Source organism: Bradyrhizobium sp. SZCCT0231 (assembly GCF_018130245.1).
Taxonomy (GTDB): domain Bacteria; phylum Pseudomonadota; class Alphaproteobacteria; order Rhizobiales; family Xanthobacteraceae; genus Bradyrhizobium; species Bradyrhizobium japonicum_F.
The window spans coordinates 247,586-273,024 of the sequence record NZ_JAFCKP010000002.1 but is presented as its reverse complement, the minus strand read 5'-3'; the positions used below and the strand labels follow the sequence as shown (position 1 = coordinate 273,024).

The following is a 25,439-nucleotide window of genomic DNA, read 5'->3' as shown; positions in this document are numbered from 1 at the left end:
AATCACTCGGTTACCGCCCCCAAACCCTTGCACAGGAAGGTTTATCCGCAAGAGCCCGGGGGCGGTCGAAGGCCTAGTAACCGACCGTGAAACGCTGCTTCAGATGGGTCGGCCGCTCGATCTCGTCAGCGAGTGCAATGGCGTAGTCGGCGAAGCTGATCCAGCTCTTGCCGTTCGCATCTGCGAGAAGCTGATCGGTCCCGAGGCGGAACTTGCCGGTGCGTTCCCCCTCGATGAACAGCGCCGACGGCGAGATGAAGGTCCAGTTCAGGTCCTTTTCCTGCCGCAGCAGATCAAGGAAGGCGGAGCCCGCCTCCGCCTCGGCCTTGTATTGGGCAGGAAAACCGGGAGTCGTGACCAGCTTCACGCCTGGGGCAACCTCAAGGCTCCCGGCGCCGCCGACCACGAGGTAACGACCGACCCTGGAATCCTTCGCCGCACCGATCAGCTTGAGCGGGTCGCTGGCCAGGAAGTGCACGGAACTCACGGCGACGTCGTGCCCGGCCCACAGCTTGGCGAGGCCGGCCTGGTCGAGCACATCCCCCTTGGTCAGCGTGACGTTGGGCAGGGCTGCGATTTTCTCGGGGTTCCGGGCGATGGCGGTGACCGCGTGGCCGCGGCGGGACAGTTCCTTGGTGATCTCCGACCCGGCCCGGCCCGAGGCGCCGGCGACTGCGATTTTCATGGAAGGCTCCTTTGCTCCTATAGTAACTAACAGTTACTAGATATCGTAAAGAATGCTGGTGTTAAGAGAGCACTTTGTGCTTACCTGATTACGCAAAGGTGACCTGGACGCGTAGCCGATCACGTACGGCCGTCACGCGTACCGCCCGCGACGAGATGGATTCCGAGGACCGACGATGAAACCCGACGTCTACGCAGCGAACTGCCCCACCCGCCAAATCCTCGATCGCGTCGGCGACAAATGGGCGGTGCTGATCCTCTTGCTCCTGCGCGAGGAGCCGATGCGTTTCAATCGGTTGCGCCGCACGATTGAAGGCATCTCGCAGAAGATGCTGAGCCAGGTACTCAAGTCGCTTGAACGCGACGGCCTGATCAAGCGCCATGCCATCGCGACGGTGCCTGTGACGGTGGAGTATTCGATCACGCAGCTCGGGCTGACGCTGGCGGCGGCGGTCGATGCCTTGCGCGATTGGGCCGAGCAGAATCTGAAAGACGTGCTCGCCGCCCAGCGTCGCTACGACGCGCAGCAGAAGGAGGAAGCGGCGTAGGCGTGCGAAGGGAATTCATCGTAGCCCCGTCATCCCCGCGCAATGGCGAAGCCATTGTCGCTGGAGGCGCGAGCAGCGCGGTGCGCAGCACCGTGCTGAGAGCTTCGAAGGATGTACGGCCAAGATGTTGCAGCGGAGGCCGTCGCCCTTCGAGGGCCGCTGAAGAAGCGGCCACCTCCAGCGACAACGGCTTCGCCATTGCGCGGGGGTGACGGATAACGATCAGGCCCGCCCGGCCTTCGCCAGCTCGACCTCGACGCGCAGCTCGATCTCGGAGAGCACCGCATCGAGTCCGGCATCGCCCGAGGATGATTTCAGGTTCGCGGCTGCATCGCGCAGCCGCATCACGGTCGACGCATCGAGATTGCCGGACAAAAGACCCATCTTGAGATCGTCGAGCACGTCGAGCGCGGTCCTGCCGCGGGCGACCGAGCGCTTGCGGCGCTCGACCGGATCCTCCTCGACGCCCTGCAATGCCAGCAGCGCATCGATGTTGGCGGCGGCCTTCGGTGCAGCAGCGCTCCGCGTCTCCTGCGCCGATGAGGTGTCGGGCAGCACGAAGGTGCCGGAGCCCGTCCGCCTGGCCTGGCTGGCCGGCGTTCCAAGCGTGGTGCCGTTCGGTCCGTAGATGCGCATCTGAAGGAATCCGGGTGATCGACGCCTCACCTTCGCTGTTTTATGGTTAACGGTACGTAAACGGCCCGGCAAAATCTGCCGACAGGCGGCAGTTTCGCTCCTGAAGGCGAACGACCGCTGACACCGGTCGAAACAGATTTATTCAACCTATTCAGCCACCTACCCCGCTGCCCTGGGTTGGCACAGCGCTCGCAAGGAAAGCGCCGGACCAGCTCGTCATGGGAGTGTCGTGCAGGTCTTGTCGATTTGAGGAGCCTTTTCTAAGGGCCTTGGGGAGCAGAGGATGCCAGGCGTTCGTTGGGTGAGGATTGTGGGGGTGGCCTGCGCCGCGCTGTCAGCGCTGGCGCTCTCGGTCACGTCAGCGGCTGCGACCTCGCGCATCAAGGACCTCGCCAACATCGAGGGCGTGCGGCAGAACCAGCTCATCGGCTACGGCCTCGTCGTCGGCCTCAACGGCACCGGCGACACGCTCAACAACATCCCCTTCACCAAGCAGTCGCTGCAAGCGATGCTCGAGCGCATGGGCGTCAACATCCGCGGCGCCACCATCCGCACCGGCAACGTCGCCGCCGTGATGGTCACAGGCAACCTGCCGGCCTTCGCCACCCAGGGCACGCGCATGGACGTCACCGTCTCGGCGCTCGGCGATGCCAAGAATCTCCAGGGCGGCACGCTGCTCGTCACGCCCCTGTTAGGTGCCGACGGCAATGTCTATGCGGTGGCGCAGGGCTCGCTCGCGATCTCCGGCTTCCAGGCCGAGGGCGAGGCGGCCAAGATCGTGCGCGGCGTTCCGACCGTGGGACGCATCGCCAACGGCGCCATTATCGAGCGCGAGATCGAGTTCGCGCTCAATCGGCTGCCGAACGTGCGCCTGGCGCTGCGCAACGCCGACTTCACCACCGCCAAGCGCATTGCAGCGGCGGTCAACGACTATCTCGGCGTCAAGACCGCCGAGCCGATCGATCCCTCGACGGTGCAGCTGTCGATCCCGCCGGAGTTCAAGGGCAACGTCGTCGCCTTCCTCACCGAGATCGAGCAGCTCCAGGTTGATCCCGATCTCGCCGCCAAGATCATCATCGACGAACGCAGCGGCATCATCGTCATGGGCCGCGACGTCCGCGTCGCCACCGTCGCGGTTGCGCAGGGCAACCTCACCGTCACGATCTCCGAGAGCCCGCAGGTCAGTCAGCCCAACCCGCTGTCGCGCGGCCGCACCGTGGTCGCGCCGCGCAGCAGTGTCACCGTCAGCGAAGACGGCAAGAAGTTGGCGCTCGTCAAGGACGGCGTCTCGCTCCAGCAGCTCGTCGACGGCCTCAACGGCCTCGGCATCGGGCCCCGTGACATGATCAGCATCCTCCAGGCGATCAAGGCCGCCGGCGCCATCGAAGCCGACATCGAGGTGATGTGATGCAGACCGGCGCGATCAACACCCCGCGCGTCGCCAGCTCTTCGGCCTTCTCGGTGGAGAGTCGCAACGGCCGGCCGGACTTCGAGCTCGCCGCAGCGTTGCAGAAGGTCTCGCCGCAGCAGCAGGCCAAGGCGCAGAAGACCGCCACCGACTTCGAGGCGATGTTCCTCAACAGCATGTTCTCGCAGATGACCTCGGGCCTGAAGGGCGAAGGCCCGTTCGGCGATACGCCCGGCACCGGCGTGTGGCGCTCGATGCTGACCGAGCAATACTCCAAGAACTTCGCCAGTGCCGGCGGCGTCGGTGTCGCCCGCGATGTCTATCGGACCCTGATCATCCAGCAGGCGAAAACCACTCTCCGCACGGCATAAGGTCAAACGAGATGAACCATTTCAACGCCTCACGTCAGCCGATGCAAGCCCAGCGTCCGAACACTGCGCCCGGCAGCACCGAGGCGCGCAAGCTCGCCGAAGACCTGATGGATGCGATGAGCGCCCTGCTCGGACTGATCGAGCGCGAGACCGAGCTCGTTCGCGCCGGCAAGGTCCGCGAGGCGATGACGCTCGAGAGCAGCAAGCAGGAACTGTCGCGCAATTACGTCGGTGCCGTCAGCCAGTTGAAGGCGAACCAGGCCCAGCTCGAGAAATCCGCGCCGGAGCTGCTTTCGACGCTGCATCGCCACCACGACGCGTTTCGCGCGATGCTCCAGGTCAATCTCACCGTGCTCGCGACCGCGCACGCGGTCTCCGAGAGCGTCGTGCGCGGCGTCAACGCCGAGATCCAGAAGCGCAACGTGCCGAATACCTATACGGCCGCGGGGCGGCGCGCAGCTCCGGGGCCGCGCCACATCACCCCGCTCGCGGTCAGCCGCTCGCTCTGAGCGCGCACACCGACAAGCGACGATTTTAGTAAAGATTGCGCGGCGATAGCGTCGCGCAGTTAGGCACGTTTCCTTACCGGGTCTTCAAACCTGGTGTTCCATGGTTGCGCTATTAGAGGGGTTGGGATTTGACTCACGTAAGGCAACCAGGAGGCTGCCATGAGTACAGATTTCAGCATCAGGCCGGTGGGGATCCCGGCACCCACGCAGATCGTGACGACGTCCAACGCGGCGGCGAACGAGGCTGTGCAAACCGAGCTTCCGGTGAGCCAGACGGTCGCCGCGGCCGATACCAACGCGCCCATACGCAGTGATTTGCAGAACCACGAGAACATCTCGCGCCAGGTCGTGTTCGATCAGGCGGCCGCGTCCTTCGTCTTCCAGGTCGTCAACGACAAGACCGACACGGTGGTGAACCAGTTCCCGGACGAGGCGATGCTGCGCCGGCGCGCCTATTTCCACGCCCTGGACATGAAGTCCGAGCCTTCGCGTCCACTCAGCACGGACGTCAGCGCCTGACGGCTGGGTGTCTCTCGCCGCAACGGCGGATCGACATCAGCCAAGCCGGCCGCAAGATCAGTGACGATGTTATTGATCTGCGCCCTCGCCGAAATTCGTCAGCGTGAACCTGGCCCGCGGTCGACAAAATGCTCGACCACGACAATGCTCCGTCACGGCCGTCCGGACAGACCTGCGGCGATGTTGCGGTTGATCTCGATCAGCGGGCGAAAGTGATCGAACTGCGGGCTCATCTGCAGCGCGGCGGTCTGGCTCAGCACGAACACGCTGATGTTGGCGATCTTCTGCCGGACGTCGATCGGCTGCGGATTGGTGTCACGCATCGCCTCGCTCAAGAAGATGGTCCAGAGCTTGCGGTTGAACATCAAGGCCTGCATGGTCTGCTCGCTGAGCGGATCGGCATTGTTCACCGCGTCCTGGAGCTTGTTGGCGGCCTTGAGCAGGGTCTGCGCCTCGATGTCGCGAGGAGATGCGGTGGTCGTTGCGACACGCGCATAAGCCGAGGCAGCGGAATTCGACATCAATCACACCCTGGACGTTACCTAGCGCGTTGGACGCGCTTAAGGATTTCTTTCCCAACCCTAGGCAGCACCGCTTAAGATTTGCTTACGTGTGTGCTTGGAAGCACTCCGGACAATTACGGGGCACGGAGCTCTTCGTCAGCGCAACGCTAGATGCACGCACGCACGATGTAAACTTGCATGGCGCGATGCGTGTCGATCTCAGCTAATCCTGTCTTAGCGATCTCCCTCAAAAGAACGGCGGAGCGTTAGCCCCGCCGCGAAATCTCGAGTAGCGAACTTGCGCTGCGAAATTAGCGGAGCAGTTGCAGCACGCTCTGCTGCGACTGGTTGGCGAGCGACAGCGCGGAGACCGCGATCGACTGGCGGGTCGACAGCGCCTGGCTGTTGGCCGCTTCCTCGTTGGTATCGGCGAGCGTCAGGTTGGACGAACCGGTCTGCAGCACGTTGATCAGGTTCTTGGAGAAGTCCTGACGCACCTGCACGATCGACAGATTCGAACCGAGCGCGGAGCCTTCCGAGCGCAACGTGCTCGAGGCCGCATTCAGGCTGGCCAGCACCTTGTTGGTGGCGCCGTTGTCGATGAAGTCGACGCCGTTGACGAGATTGCTGAGACCGAGGCCCGCCGCATTGAACACCACGCCGTTGATGCTCAGCGTCGAGCTGCCGGTCTCGTTGAAGACCAGCTTCAGCGTGTCGCCGTTGAGCAGGTTGACGCCGTTGAAGGAGGAATCCTGCGACGTCGTGTCGATCTGGGCCAGGATGTTGTTGAACTGGTTGACCAGGTTGGAGCGCGCGGTCTGCGCCACGGGATCCTGGACCGGCGGCTGCGCGGTGGTGAAGGCAAGAACACCGGTGATCGTGCCGCCGACCGTACCGCCCGCGATCGTCGAACCGAGCGTCGAAGAGGCGTATTCGTTGACGGTGGTGACCGTCAGCACGCCGTTGGCGTCGATCGTCGCCGTCAGGTGGTTGGCCTGCAGCTGCGCGTTGAGCTGGTCCAGCGTCTTGACGGTGCCGTTGGTGCCGTCGCCGAAAGTGACGTTCACCGGGGTGCCGCCGTTGAACGAGGTGAAGGTCAGCGTCTTGCCGCTGATGCCGCCGACGCCGGAGGTGCGGGCCGCGGTGAAGGCGGTCGCCGTTCCGGTGTTGCCGCTGAGGCCGAAGGCGCTGAGCGCATTACCGGTGCCGGTGATCGAGAGATCGGCGTTGACGCCGGTGGAGAGCGCAAGCTGACCGCTGCTGTTGACCGACGACGGGATCTGGCCCGCAGTGGTCGACAGTGTCGCCGCGCCATTGAAGATGCTGGCTGTCTTGACGCCGGTCGCAAGGTCGACCGCGTTGAGCAGGTCGGTCAGCGTCGCGCTCTGGATGTAGACGGTCGAGTTGCCGTTGCCGTCGGTGACGACGTTGCCGCTGACGCCATAGCCGGTGGCCACGCTTGCCGCCGATTGCGGCGTCTGCGCGTTCTTGAAGGTAATGGTGTGGCCATCGACGTTCAGCGTCGAGCCGTCCTGAACGAGGGTGCCGAGCGAGCCGGCGGTGGTCGATCGGTTCGCGGTCACGTTCGCATTGCCTGCGCCGGTCGCCGCAGTCAGACCGAGCTTGTTGAGGAAGTCAGCCTTTCCGGTCACGCTCAGATCTGCACCGGTCGAGCTCTTCAACGTAACCGCGCCCGCCGTGATCGAGGATGCCACCTGAAGCGTTCCGACAGGACCGGCCGAGCCGCTCACGGCGATTGTCGCCGCGCCCGCACTGATGGTTGCGGTCTTGACGCCGCTGGCGAGGTCGATCGCAGTGAGGACGTCGTTGACGGTCGCACCGGGCGCAGCCGCCGTTCCCTCATAGACGATCGAATTGCCGTTGCCGTCGGTGGCGATGTGTCCGCTGGCGTCGAGGCCCCAGCCGGTCGGCTGCGTGGTCGGAGCGATGCCGGTGCGGAAGGTGATGGTCTTGCCGTTCACCGTGATGGTGTCACCGTCCGCGGGCGGCGCGCCGAAGGTCGTGGACGCCGTGGTGCCGAGCAGCGTGGCGGTTCCGGACAAGGCGGTGGTGCCGTCGGCAGCGACCGCTGCTGTGCCGGTAAAGGTGCCGGCGCTCGAGCCCAGCGAGGCGCCCAATGCGGCAGTTCCCGTGACCGGGGTGACGCCGCCGGCCGCGCCGGTATAGAGCACGTTGCTCTTGGCGGTCGCGCTCGCATAGGAGGTCGTGCCGCGCAGGTCGGCGGGCGTCGCACCGGGAATCGTGGTGGAGACATTCGACTTGGTGGAGTAGCCGACCGTGGTCTGCAGCGCCTGGTTGGCGATCGACTTGGCGCTGTCGATCAGCTTTTGCAGCGAGGTGATGCCGGTGTTGGCGGCCTGCAGCACCTGCACGCCGTTGTTGATGCCGTCGAGCAGGTTGCTGATGTCGCTCGCGCGGTTGTCCAGCCCCTGCGCAGTGAAGAAGTTGGTGGGGTTGTCGAGCGCCGTGTTGACCTTCTTGCCGGTCGCGAGGCGCTGCTGCGTCGTGGCCAGCAAGTCGGCCGTCGACTGCAGCGACAACAGGTTCTGGCGAACGGACGCCGAGAGAACGATGTTGGACATTGGCGAGTCTTCCTCTTGAACCGGATACGAATCGGCCGCGCCGTCTGGAAAGCGGGCTTTTGTCCAGTTTTAGGAGGTGTCCTTTAAAGTATGGTTAACGCCGGTTTAAGGGATAGGGTTAATGGCCCGTGAACGCCCCTGCCCGCCTCCAGACGCCAAAAAGAGCGGCGGGGCGAAGGGCCCCGCCGCTCGATTTTATCTAGATATTTCAGTTGCTTATTAGCGGAGCAGCTGGAGCACGCTCTGCTGCGACTGGTTGGCCAGCGACAGCGCGGAGACCGCGATCGACTGGCGGGTCGACAGCGCCTGGCTGTTGGCCGCTTCGACGTTGGTGTCGGCCAAGGTCAGGTTGGACGAGCCGGTCTGCAGCACGTTGATCAGGTTCTTGTTGAAGTCCTGACGGATCTGCACCACCGAGAGGTTCGAGCCCAGGCTCGAGGCTTCCGAGCGCAGCGTGCTCGAGGCGGCGTTCAGGTTGGTCAGCACCCTGTTGGCGGCGGCGTTGTCGATGAAGTCGACGCCGATGGTCAGCGCGGCGAGGCCCAGACCCTTGGAATTGTAGGTCACGCCGGTGATGCTCAAGCTCGACTTTGCAGTCTCGTCGAACACCAGCTTGAGCTGGTCGCCGTTGAGCAGGTTGACGCCGTTGAACGAGGAGTCCTGCGCCGTCGTGTCGATCTGGTTCAGGATGTTGTTGTACTGAGACACCAGATTGGCACGGGCGGTCTGGGCAACGCCATCCTGGACGGGCGTGGACGCCGTCGAGAAGGTCAGCGCCGAGGTCAGCGTGCCGCCGATCGCACCGCCCGCCGCCGTCGAGCCGAGCGTCGAGGACGCATAGTCGTTGGATGCCGTGATGGTCAGCAGGCCGTTGGCGTCGATCGTCGCAGCCAGGTTGTTGGCCTGCAGCTTGGTGTTGAGCTGATCGAGCGTCTTGACCGTGCCGTTGGTGCCGTCGCCGAAGGTGACGTTGACTGCCGTGCCGCCGTTGAAGGAGGTGAAGGTCAGCGTCTTGCCGGCGATGCCGCCGATGCCGGAGGTGCGGGCCGCGGTGAAGGCGGTGGCGCTGCCGGTGTTGCCTGCGAGGCCGAACACGTTCAACGCGTTGCCGGTGCCGGTGATCGACAGGTCGGCGTTGATGCCGGTCGAGATCTTGAGCTGGCCGGACGTGTTGATCGTCGAGTTCGACTGGCCGGTGGCGGTCGCAAGCGCCGCAACGCCGCTGGCGTTGATGGTCGCGGTCTGCACGCCGGTGGCAAGGTCGATCGCATTCAGCACGTCGCTGACCGTGCCGCCCTGCAGATAGACCGTCGAGTTGCCGTTGCCGTCGGTGACGACGTTGCCGCTCGCACCATAACCGCTCGGAACGCTCGGAGCACCGGTCGTGCCGGGGGTCGGCGCGTTCTTGAAGGTGATGACGTGACCGTTGACGTTCAGCGTCGAGCCGTCCGTGATCGTCGCACCCAGCGAGGCCGCGCTCGTGGTCCGGTTGACGTTCACCGTGGCGTTGCCTGCACCCGTCGACGTCGTCAGGCCGAGGGCCTTGAGCAGGTCGGCCCTGCCGGTGACGCTCAGATCCGCACCCGTCGAGCTCTTCAGCGTGACCGCGCCCGCACCAACGCTCGAAGCGGTCTGGTTGAGGCTTGTCGCGATCGTCGCAGCACCTGAGCTGATGGAGACCGTCTTGACGCCGCTGGCGAGATCGACGGCGGTCAACAGATCGCTGACGGTCGCAGTCGGAGTGCCCGCGGTGCCGAGATAGACCGTGGTGTTGCCGTTGCCGTCGGTGACGAGGTTGCCGCTGACGCCCGAGCCGGCCGCAACCGCACTCGATGTCGGAGCAGAACCCGAGCGGAAGGTAATGGTCTTGCCGTTCACGGTCAGCGTGTCGCCGTCGGCGGGCTGGGCGTTGCCGGCCAGGCCGGTTGCGGTGGTGCCGTTGGTGGCGATCAGGGTGATGGCGCCGGTCAGGGCCGTGGTGCCGTTGCCGGCCGTTGCCGCAGTGCCCGTGAAGGAGCCGATGGTGGCGCCGAGCGTGGTGGTGCCGTTCGCCGCCGTGGTGCCGCCGGCGGTGCCGTTGTACAGCACGTTGCTGCTCGCGGTCGCGCTGGCGAAGCTCGTCGTGCCGCGCAGGTCGGCCGCCGTCGCACCGGCGATGGTGGTGGAGACGTTGGACTTGGTGGAATAACCGACGGTGGTCTGCAGCGCCTGGTTGGCGATCGACTTCGCGCTGTCGATCAGCTTCTGCAGCGAGGTCAGGCCGGTGTTGGCGGCCTGCAGCACCTGCACGCCGTTGGCGATGCTGTCGAGCAGGTTGTTGATGTCGCTGGCGCGGTTGTCGAGCGACTGGGCCGTGAAGAAGTTGGTGGGATTGTCCAGGGCCGAGTTGACGCTCTTGCCGGTCGACAGACGGTTCTGTGTGGTGGCGAGAAGATCGGCGGTGGACTGGAGAGAGAGCAGGTTCTGACGAACCGACGCAGAGAGAACAATACCGGACATGACTCTTACCCTTCTGGCTTACGCGTCTTCGTTCGATCGCTTCTGGATCGAGTGACGGGGCCAGCGTGCCGTGACGTGGCTAACAAAGGGTGAAAGGCGTGCAGCCTGCATAAGCGCCGGTTCACCATAAGCGAGCCGAAGGCGCCGGCACGATCGACAATCCACCTGAAATCATTGGCGATTCCTGGCGCTTACGCTCCATTAACCATAACCGCTGGTTACTTTTTCGAGCGTCGCCTGCCCTCTCGAATCTCGGGCAGTGCGCAAAAAGAAAACGGCGGGGCCAAAGCCCCGCCGTCCGATCTTGCTTGCGATGTCGTCCGCTGGTTAGCGGAGCAGCTGCAGCACGCTCTGCTGCGACTGGTTGGCCAGCGACAGCGCGGAGACCGCGATCGACTGGCGGGTCGACAGCGCCTGGCTGTTGGCCGCCTCGACGTTGGTGTCGGCCAGCGTCAGGTTGGACGAGCCGGTCTGCAGCACGTTGATCAGGTTCTTGTTGAAGTCCTGACGAACCTGCACGATCGTCAGGTTCGAGCCCAGAGCCGAAGCTTCCGAACGCAGCGTGCTCGACGCGGAGTTCAGGTTGGTCAGCACCTTGTTGGTGGCAGCATTGTCGATGAAGTCGACACCGCTGGTCAGCGCGGCGAGGCCCAGACCCTTGGAGTTGTAGGTCACGCCAGTGATGCTCAAGCTGGACTTTGCAGTCTCGTCGAACACCAGCTTGAGCTGGTCGCCGTTCAAGAGGTTGACGCCGTTGAACGAGGAGTCCTGCGCGGTCGAGTCGATCTGGTTCAGGATGTTGTTGTACTGAGACACCAGATTCGCACGCGAGGTCTGCGCAACCGTGTCCTGGACGGGACTGGAAGCCGTCGAGAACGTCAGCGCCGAGGTCAGCGTGCCGCCGATCGCACCACCCGCGGCGCTCGATCCGATGGTCGAGGACGCGTAATCGTTGGTGGTCGAGATCGTGAGCAGGCCGTTGGCGTCGATCGTTGCGGACAGGTTGTTGGCCTGCAGCTTGGTGTTGAGCTGATCGAGCGTCTTGACCGTGCCGTTGGTGCCGTCGCCGAAGGTGACGTTGACCGCCGTGCCGCCATTGAAGGAGGTGAAGGTCAGGGTCTTGCCGCTGATGCCGCCGATGCCGGAGGTACGGGCCGCGGTGAAGGCGGTCGCCGTCCCGGTGTTGCCGGCGAGACCAAGCGCGTTCAGCGCGTTGCCGGTGCCGGTGATCGACAGATCGGCATTGACACCGGTCGAGAGCTTGAGCTGACCCGAGGCGTTGATCGACGAGTTGGTCTGGCCGGAGGCCGTCGCAAGCGCCGCAACGCCGCTGGCGTTGATGGTCGCGGTCTGCACGCCGGTGGCAAGGTCGATCGCATTCAGCACGTCGCTGACCGTGCCGCCCTGCAGATAGACCGTCGAGTTGCCGTTGCCGTCGGTGACGACGTTGCCGCTCGCACCATAACCGCTCGGAACGCTCGGCGCACCGGTCGTGCCGGGGGTCGGCGCGTTCTTGAAGGTGATGACGTGACCGTTGACGTTCAGCGTCGAGCCGTCCGTGATCGTCGCACCCAGCGAGGCCGCGCTCGTGGTCCGGTTGACGGACACCGTGGCGTTGCCGCCGCCTACAGACGTCGTCAGGCCGAGGGCCTTGAGCAGGTCGGCCTTGCCGGTGACGCTCAGATCCGCGCCCGTCGAGCTCTTCAGCGTGACCGCGCCGCCACCAACGCTCGAAGCGGTCTGGTTGAGGCTTGTCGCGATCGTCGCAGCGCCTGAGCTGATCGAAACCGTCTTCACGCCGCTGGCGAGATCGACGGCGGTCAACAGATCGCTGACGGTCGCAGTCGGAGTGCCCGCGGTGCCGAGATAGACGGTGGTGTTGCCGTTGCCATCGGTGACGAGGTTGCCGCTGACGCCCGAGCCGGACGGAACGCCGGTGGCGGAGCAGAACCCGAGCGGAACGTGATGGTCTTGCCGTTGACGGTCAGCGTGTCGCCGTCGGCGGGCTGGGCGTTGCCGGCCAGGCCGGTTGCGGTCGTGCCGTTGGTGGCGATCAGGGTGATGGCGCCGGTCAGGGCCGTGGTGCCGTTGCCGGCCGTTGCCGCGGTGCCCGTGAACGTGCCGATGGTGGCGCCGAGCGTCGTGGTGCCGGTCGCCGCGGTGGTGCCGCCGGCCGCGCCGCTATACACGACGTTGCTGTTCGCCGTCGCGCTCGCATAGGAGGTCGTGCCGCGCAGGTCGGCCGCGGTCGCACCCGAGATCGTGGTGGAGACGTTGGACTTGGTGGAATAGCCGACCGTGGTCTGCAGCGCCTGGTTGGCGATCGACTTCGCGCTGTCGATCAACTTCTGCAGCGAGGTGATGCCGGTGTTGGCAGCCTGCAGCACCTGCACGCCGTTGGCGATGCCATCGAGCAGGTTGTTGATGTCGCTGGCGCGGTTGTCGAGCGACTGTGCCGTGAAGAAGTTGGTGGGATTGTCCAGGGCCGAGTTGACGCTCTTGCCGGTCGACAGACGGCTTTGGGTGGTAGCGAGAAGATCGGCGGTGGACTGGAGAGAGAGCAGGTTCTGACGAACCGATGAAGAGAGAACGATACCGGACATTGAGTGTTACCCTTCTGGTACGCAACGCAACAAACTTCGATTAGGATTAATCGATGGCCGGGACGGTGAACGTTGTAGGCTAACAAAGCATGAAGCGTGTCGCGGCAGTCCTTGCCGGGATTCACCATATGAGCGAGCGCAGCCAGATCTAGCTTCGCTGTATCATCATGATCAGATGATGCTTTTTCGTGCACCGATGAAGCGTTTGCCACTTGTCAACCATAACTCAGAGTGAGCAATTCGCTGCATCCCAATGCCTCGTCCCCGCTTCGCCAAGCGGCACTCTGGTGCCGGCGCCACAAAAAGAAAGCGGCGGGGCCGAAGCCCCGCCGCCATGATCGTCTTGCGATGTCGTCCGCTGGTTAGCGGAGCAGCTGCAGCACGCTCTGCTGCGACTGGTTGGCCAGCGACAGCGCGGAGACCGCGATCGACTGGCGGGTCGACAGCGCCTGGCTGTTGGCCGCTTCGGTGTTGGTGTCGGCCAGCGTCAGGTTGGACGAACCGGTCTGCAGCACGTTGATCAGGCTCTTGTTGAAGTCCTGACGAACCTGCACCACCGAGAGGTTCGAGCCGAGGCTTGACGCTTCCGAGCGCAGCGTGCTCGAGGCGGCGTTCAGGTTGGTCAGCACCTTGTTGGTGGCAGCGTTGTCGATGAAGTCGACACCGCTGGTCAGCGCAGCGAGGCCCAGACCCTTGGAGTTGTAGGTCACGCCGGTGATGCTGAGGTTCGACTTGCCGGTCTCGTCGAACACCAGCTTGAGCTGGTCGCCGTTCAAGAGGTTGACGCCGTTGAACGAGGAGTCCTGCGCCGTCGTGTCGATCTGGTTCAGGATGTTGTTGTACTGAGACACCAGGTTGGCACGCGCCGTCTGGGCAACCGTATCCTGGACGGGGGTGGAAGCCGTCGAGAACGTCAGCGACGAGGTCAGCGTGCCGCCGATCGCACCACCCGCGGCGCTCGATCCGATGGTCGAGGACGCGTAATCGTTGGTGGTGGAGATCGTGAGCAGGCCGTTGGCGTCGATCGTCGCCGACAGGTTGTTGGCCTGCAGCTTGGTGTTGAGCTGATCGAGCGTCTTGACCGTGCCGTTGGTGCCGTCGCCGAAGGTGACGTCGACCGCCGTGCCGCCGTTGAAGGAGGTGAAGGTCAAGGTCTTGCCGGCGATGCCGCCGATGCCGGAGGTGCGGGCCGCGGTGAAGGCGGTCGCCGTCCCGGTGTTACCGGCGAGGCCGAGCGCGTTCAGCGCGTTGCCCGTGCCGGTGACCGACAGGTCGGCATTGACGCCGGTCGAGATCTTGAGCTGGCCCGAGGCGTTGATCGACGAGTTGGTCTGGCCGGTGGCGGTCGCAAGCGTCGCGGTGCCGTTGGCAGCGATCGTCGCAGTCTGCACGCCGGTGGCGAGGTCGATCGCCTTCAGCACGTCGTTGATCGTGCCGCCCTGCAGATAGACCGTCGAGTTGCCGGCGCCGTCGGTGAGGATGTTGCCGCTGGCACCGAAGCCGGTCGGAACGCTCGGCGCACCGGTCGAGCCCGGGATCGGCGCGTTCTTGAAGGTGATGACTTTACCGTTGACGTTCAGCGTCGAGCCGTCAGTGATCGTCGCACCGAGCGAGGCCGCGCTCGTGGTCCGGTTAACGCTCACGGTGGCGTTGCCGCCGCCCACCGACGTGGTCAGGCCGAGTGCCTTGAGCAGGTCGGCCCTGCCGGTGACGCTCAGATCCGCACCCGTCGAGCTCTTCAGCGTGACGGCGCCCGCAGCAACGCTCGAAGCGGTCTGGTTGACGCTGGTGGCGATCGTCGCGGCACCGGCGCTGATGGCAGCCGTCTTGACGCCACTGGCGAGGTCGACCGCGGTCAACAGATCGTTCACGGTCGCAGCCGGGGTACCGGCGGTGCCGAGATAGACGGTGGTGTTGCCGTTGCCGTCGGTGACGAGGTTGCCGCTGACGCCCGAGCCGGACGGAACGGCGGTCGAGGCCGGAGCAGCGCCCGAGCGGAAGGTAATGGTCTTGCCGTTCACCGTCAGCGTATCGCCGTCGGCGGGCTGGGCGTTGCCGACGAGGCCGGTCGCGGTCGTGCCGTTGGTGGCGATCAGGGTGATGGCGCCGGTCAGGGCCGTGGTGCCGTCACCGGCCGTTCCCGCGGTACCCGTGAAGGAGCCGATGGTGGCGCCGAGCGTGGTGGTGCCACTCGCGGCCGTGGTGCCGCCGGCGGCGCCGCTATACACGACGTTGCTGCTCGCGGTCGCGCTGGCGTAGGAGGTGGTGCCGCGCAGGTCGGCCGCGGTCGCACCGGAGATGGTGGCGGAGACGTTGGACTTGGTGGAGTAGCCGACGGTGGTCTGCAGCGCCTGGTTGGCGATCGACTTCGCGCTGTCGATCAGCTTCTGCAGCGAGGTGATGCCGGTGTTGGCAGCCTGCAGCACCTGCACGCCGTTGGCGATGCCATCGAGCAGGTTGTTGATGTCGCTGGCGCGGTTGTCGAGCGACTGTGCCGTGAAGAAGTTGGTGGGATTGTCCAGGGCCGAGTTGACGCTCTTGCCGGTCGACAGACGATTCTGCGTGGTGGCGAGGAGGTCAGCGGTGGACTGGAGGGAAAGCAGGTTCTGACGAACCGACGAGGAGAGGACGATACCGGACATGACTCTGTTACCTTTCTGGTAAACGACGCTACTGTTACGGGTCTGCTTGGATCGAGATTGACCCAGCGACCGTCGGACCGTGGCGTCGAGACCTCTAACGAAACATGAAATGAAACCCGTGGTTTTGCTGGGTCGCGCATGATTCGGGTGTGGGAGCTGCGCACACCGCCGCGCCATCGCGCACATATCACCTTGACAATGTTGGATTTTTTCGCGTGAACGCCAGCGCTTTACAACTCGTTAACTACTTCCAAGCGAGAATCAGGCCTAGATGAGCCGCAACGAACGCTCGGTTACGAAAGCGTTGATGGAGAACAGGCATGGCCCTCAAGGTCGAGCTCAGACCGCACGAACGCATCATCGTCGGCAACTGCGTGATTACCAACACGGACCAGCGCGCCCGCCTCCTGATCGACGGCGACAACGTGCCGATCCTGCGTGAGCGTGACATCCTCACGCCGGAGACCGCCGATACGCCCGCCAAGCTCGTCTATCTGGCGGTCCAGCTCATGTACATCTCGCCGGATCCGCAGACCCAGCACGGCACCTACTTCAACCTGGTGCGCGACATCGTCACCGCGGTGCCGAGCTCCTGGCCGATCATCGAAGCCATCAACAACAACATCCTGAACGGCGACCTCTACCGGGCGCTGAAGGACGCTCGCAAGCTGATTGCCTATGAAGAGAAGCTGCGGGATCAGTACGCGGCCACGCATCCCAAGGCGGAAGCAGACAAGGCCGACGTGAGCTCCGCCGCCTGACCACACGCTTCGCGTACCCAAGCTGCGCGAACGACAACGGCCCCGGATCGCCTCCGGGGCCGTTGTCGTTTCAGGCATGCATCAACGCTACTGCGCCGCAAGCGGCGGCGCCTCGACCTCGACCAGCCCGCCACCGCTCCGCCGTCCGCCGAACTCCAGCACGGCCGCGACCAGCACATCGATGTCGGTCTCGTCGGTGCGGTGATTGACGATCGCGGCGCGGATCGCAAACCTGCCGTCCAGCGTCGTGCTCGACGGCGCTGCGACGCCGTACTCCTGGACGTCGGCGACGATCTCGCGATTGACCGCATCATCGGCACGGTAGCGGAAGCAGACGATATTGAGATTGACCGGCGCCAGCAATTCCAGCCGAGGTTCGGCCAGCACGCGCGCCTCGAGATATCTTGCGAGTGCGCAGCTTCGCGCGATCACCGCACCAAGTCGATCGGTGCCGAACGTCTTCAGCGTGAACCACGTCTTCAGCGCTCGAAAGCCGCGCGACAGATCGGGGCCGAGATCGCAGGGCCAGACCGCGCCCGCGGCAAGCCCCCTCGCCTCGCGGCGCAGATAGGCCGCCGGCTGCGCAAAGGCCTGCCGATGCTGCTCGCCGTCGCGCACCAATAGGAAGCCTGCGTCGTAAGGCACCTGTCCCCATTTGTGGAAGTCGAGTGCAATTGAATCCGCGAGCTCGATGCCACCGAGCAGCGGCGCAAGCTCGGGCGACAGGATCGCGAGCGCACCGAAAGCGCCGTCGACGTGAAACCAGATTCCTTCCTCGCGGCACAGCTCCGCAATGGCCCTGAGGTCGTCGATCGCGCCGATATCGACCGTGCCGGCGGATGCGACCACCAGGAAAGGCTTGAAGCCGACCTCGCGATCGACCGCGATCTGCGCGCGCAGCGCGGCAACGTCGATGCGATGATCGGCATCGACGTCGATCTTGCGCAACGCATCGGTACCGAACCCGGCAACGTCCATCGCCCTGGAGACGCAGCCATGCACAGCCTGCGACGTGTAGGCCGTGAGCAGCGCGCCGTCGTTGCCGATGCCGTGCTGCCGCGCCAGCGTGCCGAGGGCGCTCGTACGCGCCACCAGCACCGCCATCAGGTTGGCCATGGACGTGCCCGTGACGAAGATGCCGCTCGCGCTCTCGGGAAAGAGGAACAGGCGGCGCATCCAGTCGATGATCTGGCGCTCGACCTCGATCGGCATGTGGTCGCGCCCGCCGAGATTGGCGTTGAGGCCTGCCGCGAGCATTTCCGCGAGCATGCCGACCGCGGTGCCGCCGCCATGCACCCAGCCCATGAAGCCGGGATGGACGTTGCCGGTCGCATAGGGCGCGACATGTTCGGAGAACTCGCGATAGACCTCGGCGAGGTCGCTTTCCTCGCGCGGCACGTCGGCCCTGAATGCCGCACGGACGTCATCGGGGATCGGCCGCCAGACGGGCCGCGCCCGAACGTTGGCGATGCCGTCGATCGTCTCGTCCAGCATGCGATGGGCCAGCGCGCGAAATTCGCTCCAGTCCTGCGGATCGAGCGAGGTGCTCGTGACGGAGCTTTGCGTGCTGCGGATGATCTCGTTCATGCTGCGCTCTCCTCGTCCGTCTTTGCATGCCGCGCCAGCATCGCCGTGAACGCGGCAAAGATCTTGCGCATCTGCGGCGGCTTGTAAGGAAACACGGCTGGCAAATCCATGTTGTGCACGACGGCGGTGTTGTCGGCCTCGAACACCAGCAGCTCGCGCTGCTCGTTCTCGGCGCAATCGACGATGAAATAATCGAGCCCGACGCGCCGGCTCATCTCGTCGAGCGCGCTTCCATGGCGCGCGGCGAAGGCGTGATCGAAGTCGCGCATGAAGACGGCTTCCTCGGCCCGCTTCTCCTCGCTGAATGCCATGTAGGCGTTGAGATACCAGATGTCCCAGCGATCGGCGATCGCCATGTGGCAGGCGAAAGGCTTGCCGTCGACCATGGCGAGACGATATTTGCGGTAGAGTCCGTCAGGGCTGACATAGTCGACGAAGCGCGCGACGAAGAAGTCCTGCTCTTTCCGTTCAGCGAGATAGGCCGCGAGCGCCGCCGCATCGTCGAGCTTGGCGAGCCCGACGCCGGCATGCGAGCCGCGCGGCCGCGCGATGATCGGAAAGTGCAGTTCGCCGGCGATGTCCTCGCAGGCGATCTGGCCCTGGGCGAGATCGGACAATTGCGCGCGCGTCGCGTGGATGGTCGCGGGAATGTCCAGACCCGGCACGCCAGCCAGCAGCCGATACAGCTTGTCGCGATCGAGATTGCCGATGCGATCGGGGCAGTTGAGCAGCGGCCGCGGCCAGTGCGGCGCGGCCTTCTCGATCAGTGCGAGCGCCTCACGACATTCCTCGGAATCGGACGCGACCACGACGGCAACGTCGTGCTCGGGCAAGGTTTCCGGCAGACCGACGCCCTTGACCACATAGAGGGTCAGCAGCTCGACGTCGGAGCCTTCGAGCAGGAAATCGATCGGCGTGTTGCCGCCCATGTCGATGTCGGCTGCAAGCGCGAGCACGCGCAAGCCCGGTTTCGGGGCCGCGCTGGGCGTGCGGAACAATTGATGGAAGGCCAGCACCTCGGACTGGATCGCAAGCCCCTGATCCTTGTCGCCCAGAAGCTGGGTGATCAACGACAGATCCAGCCCTTCGCCCGCGAGCGCCGTCCCCGCTGCGATCCGCGCCACGAGCTGGTCGCGCAGCGGATGCAGATCGACGCCTTCGAAGGCCCGGCGCGTCAGCTGCGCAAAGCCGATGCGGTCGGCATAGTTCGCCGCGGTCAAGCCGATCGGCGCGGAAACTGGATGCTGCATCTCACACCTCGGACGCGGACTTGACCGGCACGGCCGCGGCTGCGCCGCGGTCGAGCAGCAGCTCGATCTTCACCAGGACATCGGCGATGCGGTCGAGAACGTGCTGCACATTGCGTCGCGCCTGCTCGGCGTCCGGCGACCAGGCCTCCGTCACGAGCCGCGCGCCGACGCAGAGGCGCAGCACGGCCTGCGGCGTCTCGCCCTGCCGCTCCAGCCGGACCGGCTGGCCGATCAGGCAGCGCTGTGCGGCGACCTGCCGGTCCGCCGCGCTGCCGCTGATCGCCTCGCTCATGTCACGTGCCAGCGCGCGATGAACGGCGCCGGTCTCGGCGATCGAGACCGGCTTGCCGTCGCGCAGCAGCGCGAACGGAAAGATCGTGGCTTGCGCGAATTCCTCGTCGTCCACGCCGGTCATGTGGGGCGCGGCTGGAACAGCGCGCAACGACGGCGACAACGCGATCATGCTGTCGATGCCGGCGGCAAGCTCGGCGAGCACCCCGGCGCGGAAGGCCGCAGGCACGGCGTAGTAGCTGCCGATCTCGGCCAGCGCCGCCTCCCAGCGCAGCCATTGACCGAAATTCGGACGGCGTTCGAACCGCGAGCGCAGCGCCGTCCAGGCTACCGGCCAATCGCAACGGCCGGCGTAGTCGAAGATGCCAGGCGCGATTCCCTGCACCCGATCGAGCGACCGCGAGAGGCCCTTCGGCACCAGCACCGCGCCGCTGAAGGCAGGCCCGCCGAAGAATTTCGAGCCGGAGATCAGCACCATATAGCCGCGGTCGAGATAGGAGCGCAGCCGGCGGCGGCCGAGCCTGGCCTGGCAGGCGTCGACGACGATCTGGACCTTGCGTGGCCAGCGCCGCGCGATCTCGTCGAGGCAGGCCGCGCTCGGTGCACGCCATCCGAGCTTCGAGGAAGCCATGATCTGGAGCAGCACGGGCGCGCCTTGCGCGATCGTGGCCTCGACCGCATGCAGCACCGCTTCATCGGCGTCCGCGCGCATGGCGATCCCGGGCGCGGCTTCGCACAGTGGCAGCGCAAGACTTGCGCCGGCGAGCCCGGCGACCGCGCCGTCCTTGCGAACCGCAACGCCGCCCGCCGTCATGGCGCTGAAATGATGTCCACGCGCAGTATGGGCCGTCCCGCTGCCGGTCTGGTCGGCGCCGACCACGATCGTCACCGGCGGCGCGCCGAGCACCGCGCGCGCCAGAAACAGGGCGTGGAGCTGCGAGTCCGTGCCGGACGGCGAGAACACCACGTCGATGCGCGGCGAGAGCTGGAGATGGCCGCGCAACTCGTCGCGCATGTCCTCGCAGCGCGCATCGAAGGCGATCTCGACCTCGTCTAACAGGCACTTGTGCATCAGCTCTTCGCGCGCCAGCGCGGCGCGGTCATAGGCCGCTTGCGAGATCGTCGATGCGGTCGAGGAGGCGAAATTCCAGATCTCCGGCTCCGGAGAAGCCGCGCAGCCATAGGCGTTGACGCGGTCCTTGGGATCGAGCGCGAGCCGCGGATCTCCGCCGGAGACGAGCAGCGTGTCGAGGGGCGTGAAGAGATCGCGCAGGCGATAGCGCGAACCGCCGTCGGACGCGCGTTCCATCTCTGACAGACGGGATGTGCCGGCGCTCATCCCGGACCGCTCACGCCGCGGCATCGGCCGCCGCCGCAGGCGCGAATTGCGAGGCGATGTCGCCGCGAAACACCGACGGCCCGACGTGATCGAGCGAGCTCTGAATGTCGGCCCAGATCTCACCGCCGATATCGGTCCAGCGCTTGCAGAAGGCGAAGTCCTCGGACAGATACGTGCCGGTTGCCGGATCGATCATGCATTCGAACAGCGCGAACCGGTTCGGGCTCGCCGCCAGCGTATCGTGCGAATGCTCGCGGAAGAACTGCAGGCTCGCATAGTCCGGGTGGCGGCACATCGCCTCCAGCACGTGGCGCCGGATCATCAGGAAGCCGGTGCCGGCATAGCGTACGCGGGTAAAGCCGTTGACCACCACGATGCGGTCGGGATCCTCGATCTCGAGCACATAGTCGAGCGAGGCGGCCGGCAAGTCCGCCCGACCTGACTGGATCGCACGCGCGGCCTTGTCCCAGTTGACCCGCTTGATCGGATAGCAGCCGGCGACGACGTCCGCGCCGCATTCGATGAGCCGGAACACCTGCTCCGGCTTGAACCCGATATCGGCATCGATGAACAGGAAATGTGTCGCCTTGGGATCGTCCAGGAACATCGCGACCAGGTTGGCCCGCGCCCGCGTGATCAGCGCATCGCCGTCGCGCAAGTGCACCTTGAGCTCGAGATTGGACATGCCGTGCACGGCGCGCTGGAGCGCAAAGATCGAGCTCGCATAGATGCTCGACACCTGCCCGCCGAAGCAAGGCGTCGCCACCACCAGCTGCATCCTGTCAGACATCGACCGCTCCGCCCCCGCTTGCAATCCTCACCAAGAGGTAAACAGGCATGGTTAACGGCGTCTTAACGCATCCTTACAAGAACTTGACGAGCGAGAGCTGCGCCAGGTTCGAGGTCACCTGGTAGGACGCCTGCAGCGCGTTCTGGAGCGCCAGGATCTCGCTCGCGACCTGGTCGGGCGAAGCCGATTCCGCCTGGTCGATGATGGTCTGGAGCTGCGCCTTGGCCTGGGTCTGGCGCGTGGAGGCGTCCTTCATCGTGTTCTGGGCCATCGCGATGTCGGTCTGGATGTCCTCGATGCGCTGCTGGCCGGGCTGCTGGGTCAGCGCCTGGGTCGTGCGCAGGCTCAGCGCCGAGACCTGCCCGCCCGAATATTGGCCGGTGGGCGAGGTCGAGAAGGTCCCGAACACCGCGATCGCCTGCAATTGCCGGCGGATCGCATCCTCATTCGCCTGGGCGCCATACTGCACCGTGACGGCATCGTCGACCCGCGCCATCGCGGTCGAGCGCGGCGAGCCGGGCCCGTCATTGCCAAGGTACCATTTCACGGTGGTGGCCGAGCCGTTCACCAGCGTCGTCGCCGAGCTCGCCGGCGAGGAGCCGACACGCAGCGGCGGCTGCGTGGCGGTGACGGGCGTCGAGCTGAAACCGAGCGCACTCAGCGCGCCGGTGTTCGAAGTCGTGATGTTGAGGCTCGCCGCATCGTCGGTGTTGATCGTGATCGAGCCGCCATGGACCGTCGAGGGCTTCGACGTCCCGGTGATCTGGTCGATCTTGCTGAGCAGGGCCTGGATGCTGTCGGTGACGTTGAGCTGGTTGCCGGTCGCACCCGAGCTGACGAAGGTCAGCGTGGTGCCGTTGACGGTGATGGTGTCGCCCGCGACGAAGCCCGGCGAGATCGAGTCCGAGGGGCTCGCGCCTGATAGCGCCGTCGCGCCGGTGACAGGGACCGGCGGCACCGCCTGGTTGTTGACGGGCGTGCCGATCGCCGAGCTCGCGGTGTTGAAGAAGTTATCGCCGGCGACGATCGCCGATGCCGCCACCAGCGAGGTGTTGGCGAGCTTCTGAATCGCGGTGTTCAGCGCGGTGTTGAGGTTCGCGGCGGTGTTGTTCGGATTGACGGGGGTGCTTGCATCGATCGCGAAGCTGCCGAGCGGCGTCGGCGTGGCCGAGGACGCGGTCAGGTCGATCTGCTCGGTCGTGCCGTCCGGCAGGGTGAACTGAATGCTGAGCTTGTCGCCGTTGTTCGGGTTGACGCCGTTGAGATCGACCGAGAACGACACCGGCGAGCCGCTCGGGCCGGTGACGGTTGCGCCCGTCAGCGTCGAGGACGCCGACTTGATCTTGAGCCCGAACGGCGAGCCCGCGACGTCCTCGGACACCTGCACCGAGCTCGGCGTCGGCTGCGTCTGCACCAGCCGCCCCATGCCGTTGGCCCCCAGGTCGGCGGCCTGGCGCTCCGCCATGACGGTCTTGAAGCCGGCCTGCGTGGTGGTGCCATTGATGATGTCGCCGGCATCCGCGACCGACTGGGTGCTGACGGCCGTTCCGGAGAACAGATAGCGGCTGCCGGTCTGCGTGTTGAGGACGCCGACCATCGAGCCGAACTGGGCGGCGGCGGTGTTCTGCGCGACGGTCTGGCCGTTGACGTTGAGGTCCTGCGCGGTAGAGGCCGAGCCCGTCTGCACCGTGCTGCGGATCTTCGTCAGCGACTGCAGCGCGGTGTTGGCGAGGTTGATGCTGACGTTGACGTTGGTGATCGTGTCGGTATAGGCGGCGATGTTGGAGAGCTGCGCGCGCCCGGCGATCGCAAAGCCCTCGTTGGTGCCCATGCCGGAATAGTTCTGCGACAGCTTGCCGGTCGAAAGCTGCGTCGACAGGTCGGTGAGCTGCTGATTGATGTTGCGGATCTGTGCGCCGAGAATCGACGAAGAGTAGTTGATGCTGCTGATCGACATCTTTCAGAGCCCTGTTACTTGTTACCTTTGAGCCTGGATCAACGTATTCATCATGCTCTGCACCACCGACATGACATGGGCGTTGGCGGCGTAGGCATTCTGAAGCTGGATCAGGTTCGACATCTCCGAGTCCAGATTGACTTTGGAGGTCGAGTCGAACTTGGCCTGGAGCGTCGAGACCACGACGCTCTGGCCCTGCTGCAGCTGCGTCGCCTGGGTCGCGGCGTTGGCCTGGACGCTCAGGAACTGCTGGAGGTAGTTCGAGACGCTGCCGGTGAAGGGCTGGCTCGCCGAGCCGAGGCCGCTCTGCGGCGAATAGGAGAACACCGTTTTGGTGAGCTGCGAATAGAGATAGTCCGAACGCGTCGTGTCGCCCGCGGGCGTCACCGGCGAGGTATTGTAGACCGACAGCCGGGTCGGATCGGAAACCAGCTGGGTGTTCACGGCGATGCGCCCGGCGAGGCCGGTCATCTGCGAGCCCGATGCCGTGATTGCGCCGGTGTAGAGCGCCTGCCCGCCGTCGGTGAACAGCGGCAACTGCGGATTGCCCGAGGTCAGCGACGAGATCGTCTTGGTGGTCGAGGCCGAATTGACCTTGGCAAGACCGGTGTTGTCGTCGGTCAGCCGCAGTGTCGTGGCGGACGCCGGCGGCGGGGCGGCGGAGAACGACAGATGCGTGCCTGACAACGCGGTGTTGAGCGCGGAGGCGATCGCTCCCATGCCGCCGGAGAAGTTGACGCCGATCCGCATCGGGTTGGCGTTCGTCGCGTTCTGGAGCGGCAGCGCGGCCGGGTCGGTCACATTGACCAGCGTGATCTGGCGCTGCGTGTTGGTCGCCGTGTCCGTGTAGGTGATGTTGACGGTGTTGCCCGGCGCCGCTCCGGCGAGGTCGAGATCGAACCCGGCCGGCGGGCCGGTGACCGTGCTGCCGGCCGTGGTCTTGTCGGACAGCGCGCTGGCCATCGTGGCGGCGAGCTCGTCGATCTGGTTCTGCGCCTGCACCAGCGTCTGGTCGCGCAGCTTCAGGTCGGCCGCGATCTGGCCGGAGGACACCACGTTGTTGGCGACGACGTCGACCTGCGAGCCGTTCGGCAGCTTGATGTTGAACGCGCCGACGCCGGACTTGGCCGGATCGATGTTGTAGAGCGAGGTCGCCGACAGCGCGCCGGCGGAGGCAAAGGAGAATTCCGAGGCGAGCCCGGCGCCGACCAGCTGAATGCCGGTCGTGGTGTAGATGTTGGCCTGGTTCGAGCCGTCTGTGGTGACGCGGACGTCGACATATTTCGACAGCGTGTTGATGGCCTGGTCACGCTGGTCCATCAGCGTGGCGGCCGAGGGATCGTTGGCCGACAGGCCCTGGAGCTTGGTGTTGATCTCGGCGATCTGCTTCATCGCCGCGTTGGCGGCTTGCGCCGAGTTGCCGAGATCCTGCTCGACATTGGAGCGCAGCGACTGGATGCCCTTGGTGGTGACGTTGAGCTGCGTCGCGAGCGCCTGCGCCGCACCGAGGGCAACCGTTTGCGCCGACGACGCGCCCGAGCTCGTCGACAACGCCTGGAGCGCCGTGGTGAATTTGTTGAGCGCGCTTTCGAGCGTTCCGGCATTGCCGGGCGTGCCATAGACATTCTGAAGCTGCTTCAGGATGTTGGCCATCTGGTCGGCGTAACCGCTGCCGCCGGTCTCGGTCCGCAGCTGGTTCTGCACGAAGGTATCGAGCTCGCGGCTGACGCCGGTCGTCATCGCCGTCGAGCCGAACTCGCCGGTGGTGACCTCGATCTGGTTCGGCGTCTGGACGACGTAACCCGGCGTCTGCGCATTCGCGACGTTCGAGGAGACGATCGAGAGCGCGGCCTGGTTGGCACGCAGGCCGCTCATCGCACTGGCGAGGGCTGAACTCAAACCCATATCACTGACCCGCCTTTGGTTACGTCACGCGCCG

The 25,439-nt window shown here is 65.3% G+C and carries 18 protein-coding genes and 1 pseudogene; 6 read left to right on the top strand and 13 right to left on the bottom strand.

The genetic code is table 11. From position 1 onward, the window contains the following. Positions 1-73: 73 nt before the first annotated feature. Positions 74-685 carry an NAD(P)-dependent oxidoreductase gene (locus JQ566_RS08610; protein ID WP_212371823.1) on the bottom strand — a complete coding sequence of 204 codons (612 nt, stop codon included), beginning with the start codon at positions 683-685 and terminating at the stop codon, positions 74-76. Positions 686-860: 175 nt separating this feature from the next. On the opposite strand from JQ566_RS08610, the gene JQ566_RS08605 reads away from it, so the two are divergent. Next, the gene (locus JQ566_RS08605; RefSeq protein ID WP_212371822.1) at positions 861-1,232 is read left to right on the top strand and encodes a winged helix-turn-helix transcriptional regulator; all 372 of its coding nucleotides are present in this window, start codon (positions 861-863) and stop codon (positions 1,230-1,232) included. 222 nt (positions 1,233-1,454) lie between these two features. Here JQ566_RS08605 and JQ566_RS08600 read toward each other — a convergent pair whose 3' ends face one another. Beyond that, positions 1,455-1,868 carry a flagellar assembly protein FliX gene (locus JQ566_RS08600; RefSeq protein ID WP_100231151.1) on the bottom strand — a complete coding sequence of 138 codons (414 nt, stop codon included), beginning with the start codon at positions 1,866-1,868 and terminating at the stop codon, positions 1,455-1,457. Between the two features lie 283 nt (positions 1,869-2,151). Here JQ566_RS08600 and JQ566_RS08595 point away from each other — a divergent pair, with 283 nt between their 5' ends. The 4 genes from JQ566_RS08595 (at position 2,152) to JQ566_RS08580 (ending at position 4,675) form a co-directional block, all read left to right on the top strand. After that, complete coding sequence (locus tag JQ566_RS08595; RefSeq protein WP_212371821.1) at positions 2,152-3,276, top strand: flagellar basal body P-ring protein FlgI; 1,125 nt, start codon at positions 2,152-2,154, stop codon at positions 3,274-3,276. Continuing rightward, entirely contained in the window at positions 3,276-3,647 is a 372-nt protein-coding gene (gene flgJ, locus JQ566_RS08590) for a flagellar assembly peptidoglycan hydrolase FlgJ (RefSeq protein ID WP_212371820.1), read from the top strand. The genes JQ566_RS08595 and flgJ overlap by 1 nt, the downstream gene beginning before the upstream one ends. 11 nt (positions 3,648-3,658) lie before the next feature. Then, complete coding sequence (locus JQ566_RS08585) at positions 3,659-4,156, top strand: hypothetical protein (RefSeq protein WP_212371819.1); 498 nt, start codon at positions 3,659-3,661, stop codon at positions 4,154-4,156. A 159-nt stretch (positions 4,157-4,315) separates the two neighbouring features. Then, complete coding sequence (locus JQ566_RS08580) at positions 4,316-4,675, top strand: hypothetical protein (RefSeq protein ID WP_212371818.1); 360 nt, start codon at positions 4,316-4,318, stop codon at positions 4,673-4,675. 152 nt (positions 4,676-4,827) lie between these two features. On the opposite strand, the gene flaF is transcribed toward JQ566_RS08580, so the two are convergent. From flaF to JQ566_RS08555, 5 genes and pseudogenes are all read right to left on the bottom strand, one after another. Further along, the gene (gene flaF, locus JQ566_RS08575; protein ID WP_028181463.1) at positions 4,828-5,196 is read right to left on the bottom strand and encodes a flagellar biosynthesis regulator FlaF; all 369 of its coding nucleotides are present in this window, start codon (positions 5,194-5,196) and stop codon (positions 4,828-4,830) included. Positions 5,197-5,489: 293 nt separating this feature from the next. Continuing rightward, on the bottom strand, positions 5,490-7,781 hold the full coding sequence (locus JQ566_RS08570; RefSeq protein ID WP_212371817.1) for a DUF1522 domain-containing protein: 2,292 nt from the start codon (positions 7,779-7,781) through the stop codon (positions 5,490-5,492). 219 nt (positions 7,782-8,000) lie between these two features. Beyond that, positions 8,001-10,280 carry a DUF1522 domain-containing protein gene (locus JQ566_RS08565; RefSeq protein ID WP_212371816.1) on the bottom strand — a complete coding sequence of 760 codons (2,280 nt, stop codon included), beginning with the start codon at positions 10,278-10,280 and terminating at the stop codon, positions 8,001-8,003. A gap of 327 nt (positions 10,281-10,607) precedes the next feature. Continuing rightward, positions 10,608-12,883, bottom strand: a pseudogene (locus JQ566_RS08560) (DUF1522 domain-containing protein). A 362-nt stretch (positions 12,884-13,245) separates the two neighbouring features. Then, on the bottom strand, positions 13,246-15,525 hold the full coding sequence (locus JQ566_RS08555; RefSeq protein ID WP_212371815.1) for a DUF1522 domain-containing protein: 2,280 nt from the start codon (positions 15,523-15,525) through the stop codon (positions 13,246-13,248). 320 nt (positions 15,526-15,845) lie between these two features. On the opposite strand from JQ566_RS08555, the gene flbT reads away from it, so the two are divergent. Beyond that, positions 15,846-16,286, top strand: a complete 441-nt coding sequence (gene flbT, locus JQ566_RS08550; RefSeq protein ID WP_061025870.1) for a flagellar biosynthesis repressor FlbT — start codon at positions 15,846-15,848, stop codon at positions 16,284-16,286. A gap of 87 nt (positions 16,287-16,373) precedes the next feature. Here the strand turns inward: flbT and JQ566_RS08545 are convergent, their stop codons facing one another. The 6 genes from JQ566_RS08545 to flgK all read right to left on the bottom strand — a co-directional run bounded on the left by JQ566_RS08545 (position 16,374) and on the right by flgK (position 25,405). Beyond that, the gene (locus JQ566_RS08545; RefSeq protein WP_212371814.1) at positions 16,374-17,873 is read right to left on the bottom strand and encodes a pyridoxal phosphate-dependent decarboxylase family protein; all 1,500 of its coding nucleotides are present in this window, start codon (positions 17,871-17,873) and stop codon (positions 16,374-16,376) included. Then, a complete protein-coding gene (locus JQ566_RS08540) occupies positions 17,870-19,123 on the bottom strand; it encodes an ATP-grasp domain-containing protein (RefSeq protein WP_212371813.1) in 1,254 nt (417 codons plus the stop codon). Before JQ566_RS08540 ends, JQ566_RS08545 begins: the two co-directional genes overlap by 4 nt. Position 19,124: 1 nt before the next feature. Further along, positions 19,125-20,753: a hypothetical protein gene (locus JQ566_RS08535; RefSeq protein ID WP_212371812.1), complete on the bottom strand. Its 1,629-nt coding sequence runs from the start codon at positions 20,751-20,753 to the stop codon at positions 19,125-19,127. Positions 20,754-20,763: 10 nt separating this feature from the next. After that, the gene (locus JQ566_RS08530; RefSeq protein ID WP_212371811.1) at positions 20,764-21,543 is read right to left on the bottom strand and encodes a hypothetical protein; all 780 of its coding nucleotides are present in this window, start codon (positions 21,541-21,543) and stop codon (positions 20,764-20,766) included. 73 nt (positions 21,544-21,616) lie between these two features. Continuing rightward, complete coding sequence (locus tag JQ566_RS08525) at positions 21,617-23,500, bottom strand: flagellar protein (protein ID WP_212371810.1); 1,884 nt, start codon at positions 23,498-23,500, stop codon at positions 21,617-21,619. Between the two features lie 21 nt (positions 23,501-23,521). After that, positions 23,522-25,405 (bottom strand): flagellar hook-associated protein FlgK, encoded by a 1,884-nt coding sequence (flgK, locus tag JQ566_RS08520; RefSeq protein WP_212371809.1) that lies wholly within the window; start codon positions 25,403-25,405, stop codon positions 23,522-23,524. Positions 25,406-25,439: the final 34 nt, after the last annotated feature.

Bases quoted from the DNA above. Each gene is read 5' to 3' on its own strand.
- JQ566_RS08610 (WP_212371823.1), bottom strand. From the start codon at position 685: ATGAAAATCGCAGTCGCCGGCGCCTCGGGCCGGGCCGGGTCGGAGATC.
- JQ566_RS08605 (WP_212371822.1), top strand. From the start codon at position 861: ATGAAACCCGACGTCTACGCAGCGAACTGCCCCACCCGCCAAATCCTC.
- JQ566_RS08600 (WP_100231151.1), bottom strand. From the start codon at position 1,868: ATGCGCATCTACGGACCGAACGGCACCACGCTTGGAACGCCGGCCAGC.
- JQ566_RS08595 (WP_212371821.1), top strand. From the start codon at position 2,152: ATGCCAGGCGTTCGTTGGGTGAGGATTGTGGGGGTGGCCTGCGCCGCG.
- flgJ (WP_212371820.1), top strand. From the start codon at position 3,276: ATGCAGACCGGCGCGATCAACACCCCGCGCGTCGCCAGCTCTTCGGCC.
- JQ566_RS08585 (WP_212371819.1), top strand. From the start codon at position 3,659: ATGAACCATTTCAACGCCTCACGTCAGCCGATGCAAGCCCAGCGTCCG.
- JQ566_RS08580 (WP_212371818.1), top strand. From the start codon at position 4,316: ATGAGTACAGATTTCAGCATCAGGCCGGTGGGGATCCCGGCACCCACG.
- flaF (WP_028181463.1), bottom strand. From the start codon at position 5,196: ATGTCGAATTCCGCTGCCTCGGCTTATGCGCGTGTCGCAACGACCACC.
- JQ566_RS08570 (WP_212371817.1), bottom strand. From the start codon at position 7,781: ATGTCCAACATCGTTCTCTCGGCGTCCGTTCGCCAGAACCTGTTGTCG.
- JQ566_RS08565 (WP_212371816.1), bottom strand. From the start codon at position 10,280: ATGTCCGGTATTGTTCTCTCTGCGTCGGTTCGTCAGAACCTGCTCTCT.
- JQ566_RS08555 (WP_212371815.1), bottom strand. From the start codon at position 15,525: ATGTCCGGTATCGTCCTCTCCTCGTCGGTTCGTCAGAACCTGCTTTCC.
- flbT (WP_061025870.1), top strand. From the start codon at position 15,846: ATGGCCCTCAAGGTCGAGCTCAGACCGCACGAACGCATCATCGTCGGC.
- JQ566_RS08545 (WP_212371814.1), bottom strand. From the start codon at position 17,873: ATGAACGAGATCATCCGCAGCACGCAAAGCTCCGTCACGAGCACCTCG.
- JQ566_RS08540 (WP_212371813.1), bottom strand. From the start codon at position 19,123: ATGCAGCATCCAGTTTCCGCGCCGATCGGCTTGACCGCGGCGAACTAT.
- JQ566_RS08535 (WP_212371812.1), bottom strand. From the start codon at position 20,753: ATGAGCGCCGGCACATCCCGTCTGTCAGAGATGGAACGCGCGTCCGAC.
- JQ566_RS08530 (WP_212371811.1), bottom strand. From the start codon at position 21,543: ATGTCTGACAGGATGCAGCTGGTGGTGGCGACGCCTTGCTTCGGCGGG.
- JQ566_RS08525 (WP_212371810.1), bottom strand. From the start codon at position 23,500: ATGTCGATCAGCAGCATCAACTACTCTTCGTCGATTCTCGGCGCACAG.
- flgK (WP_212371809.1), bottom strand. From the start codon at position 25,405: ATGGGTTTGAGTTCAGCCCTCGCCAGTGCGATGAGCGGCCTGCGTGCC.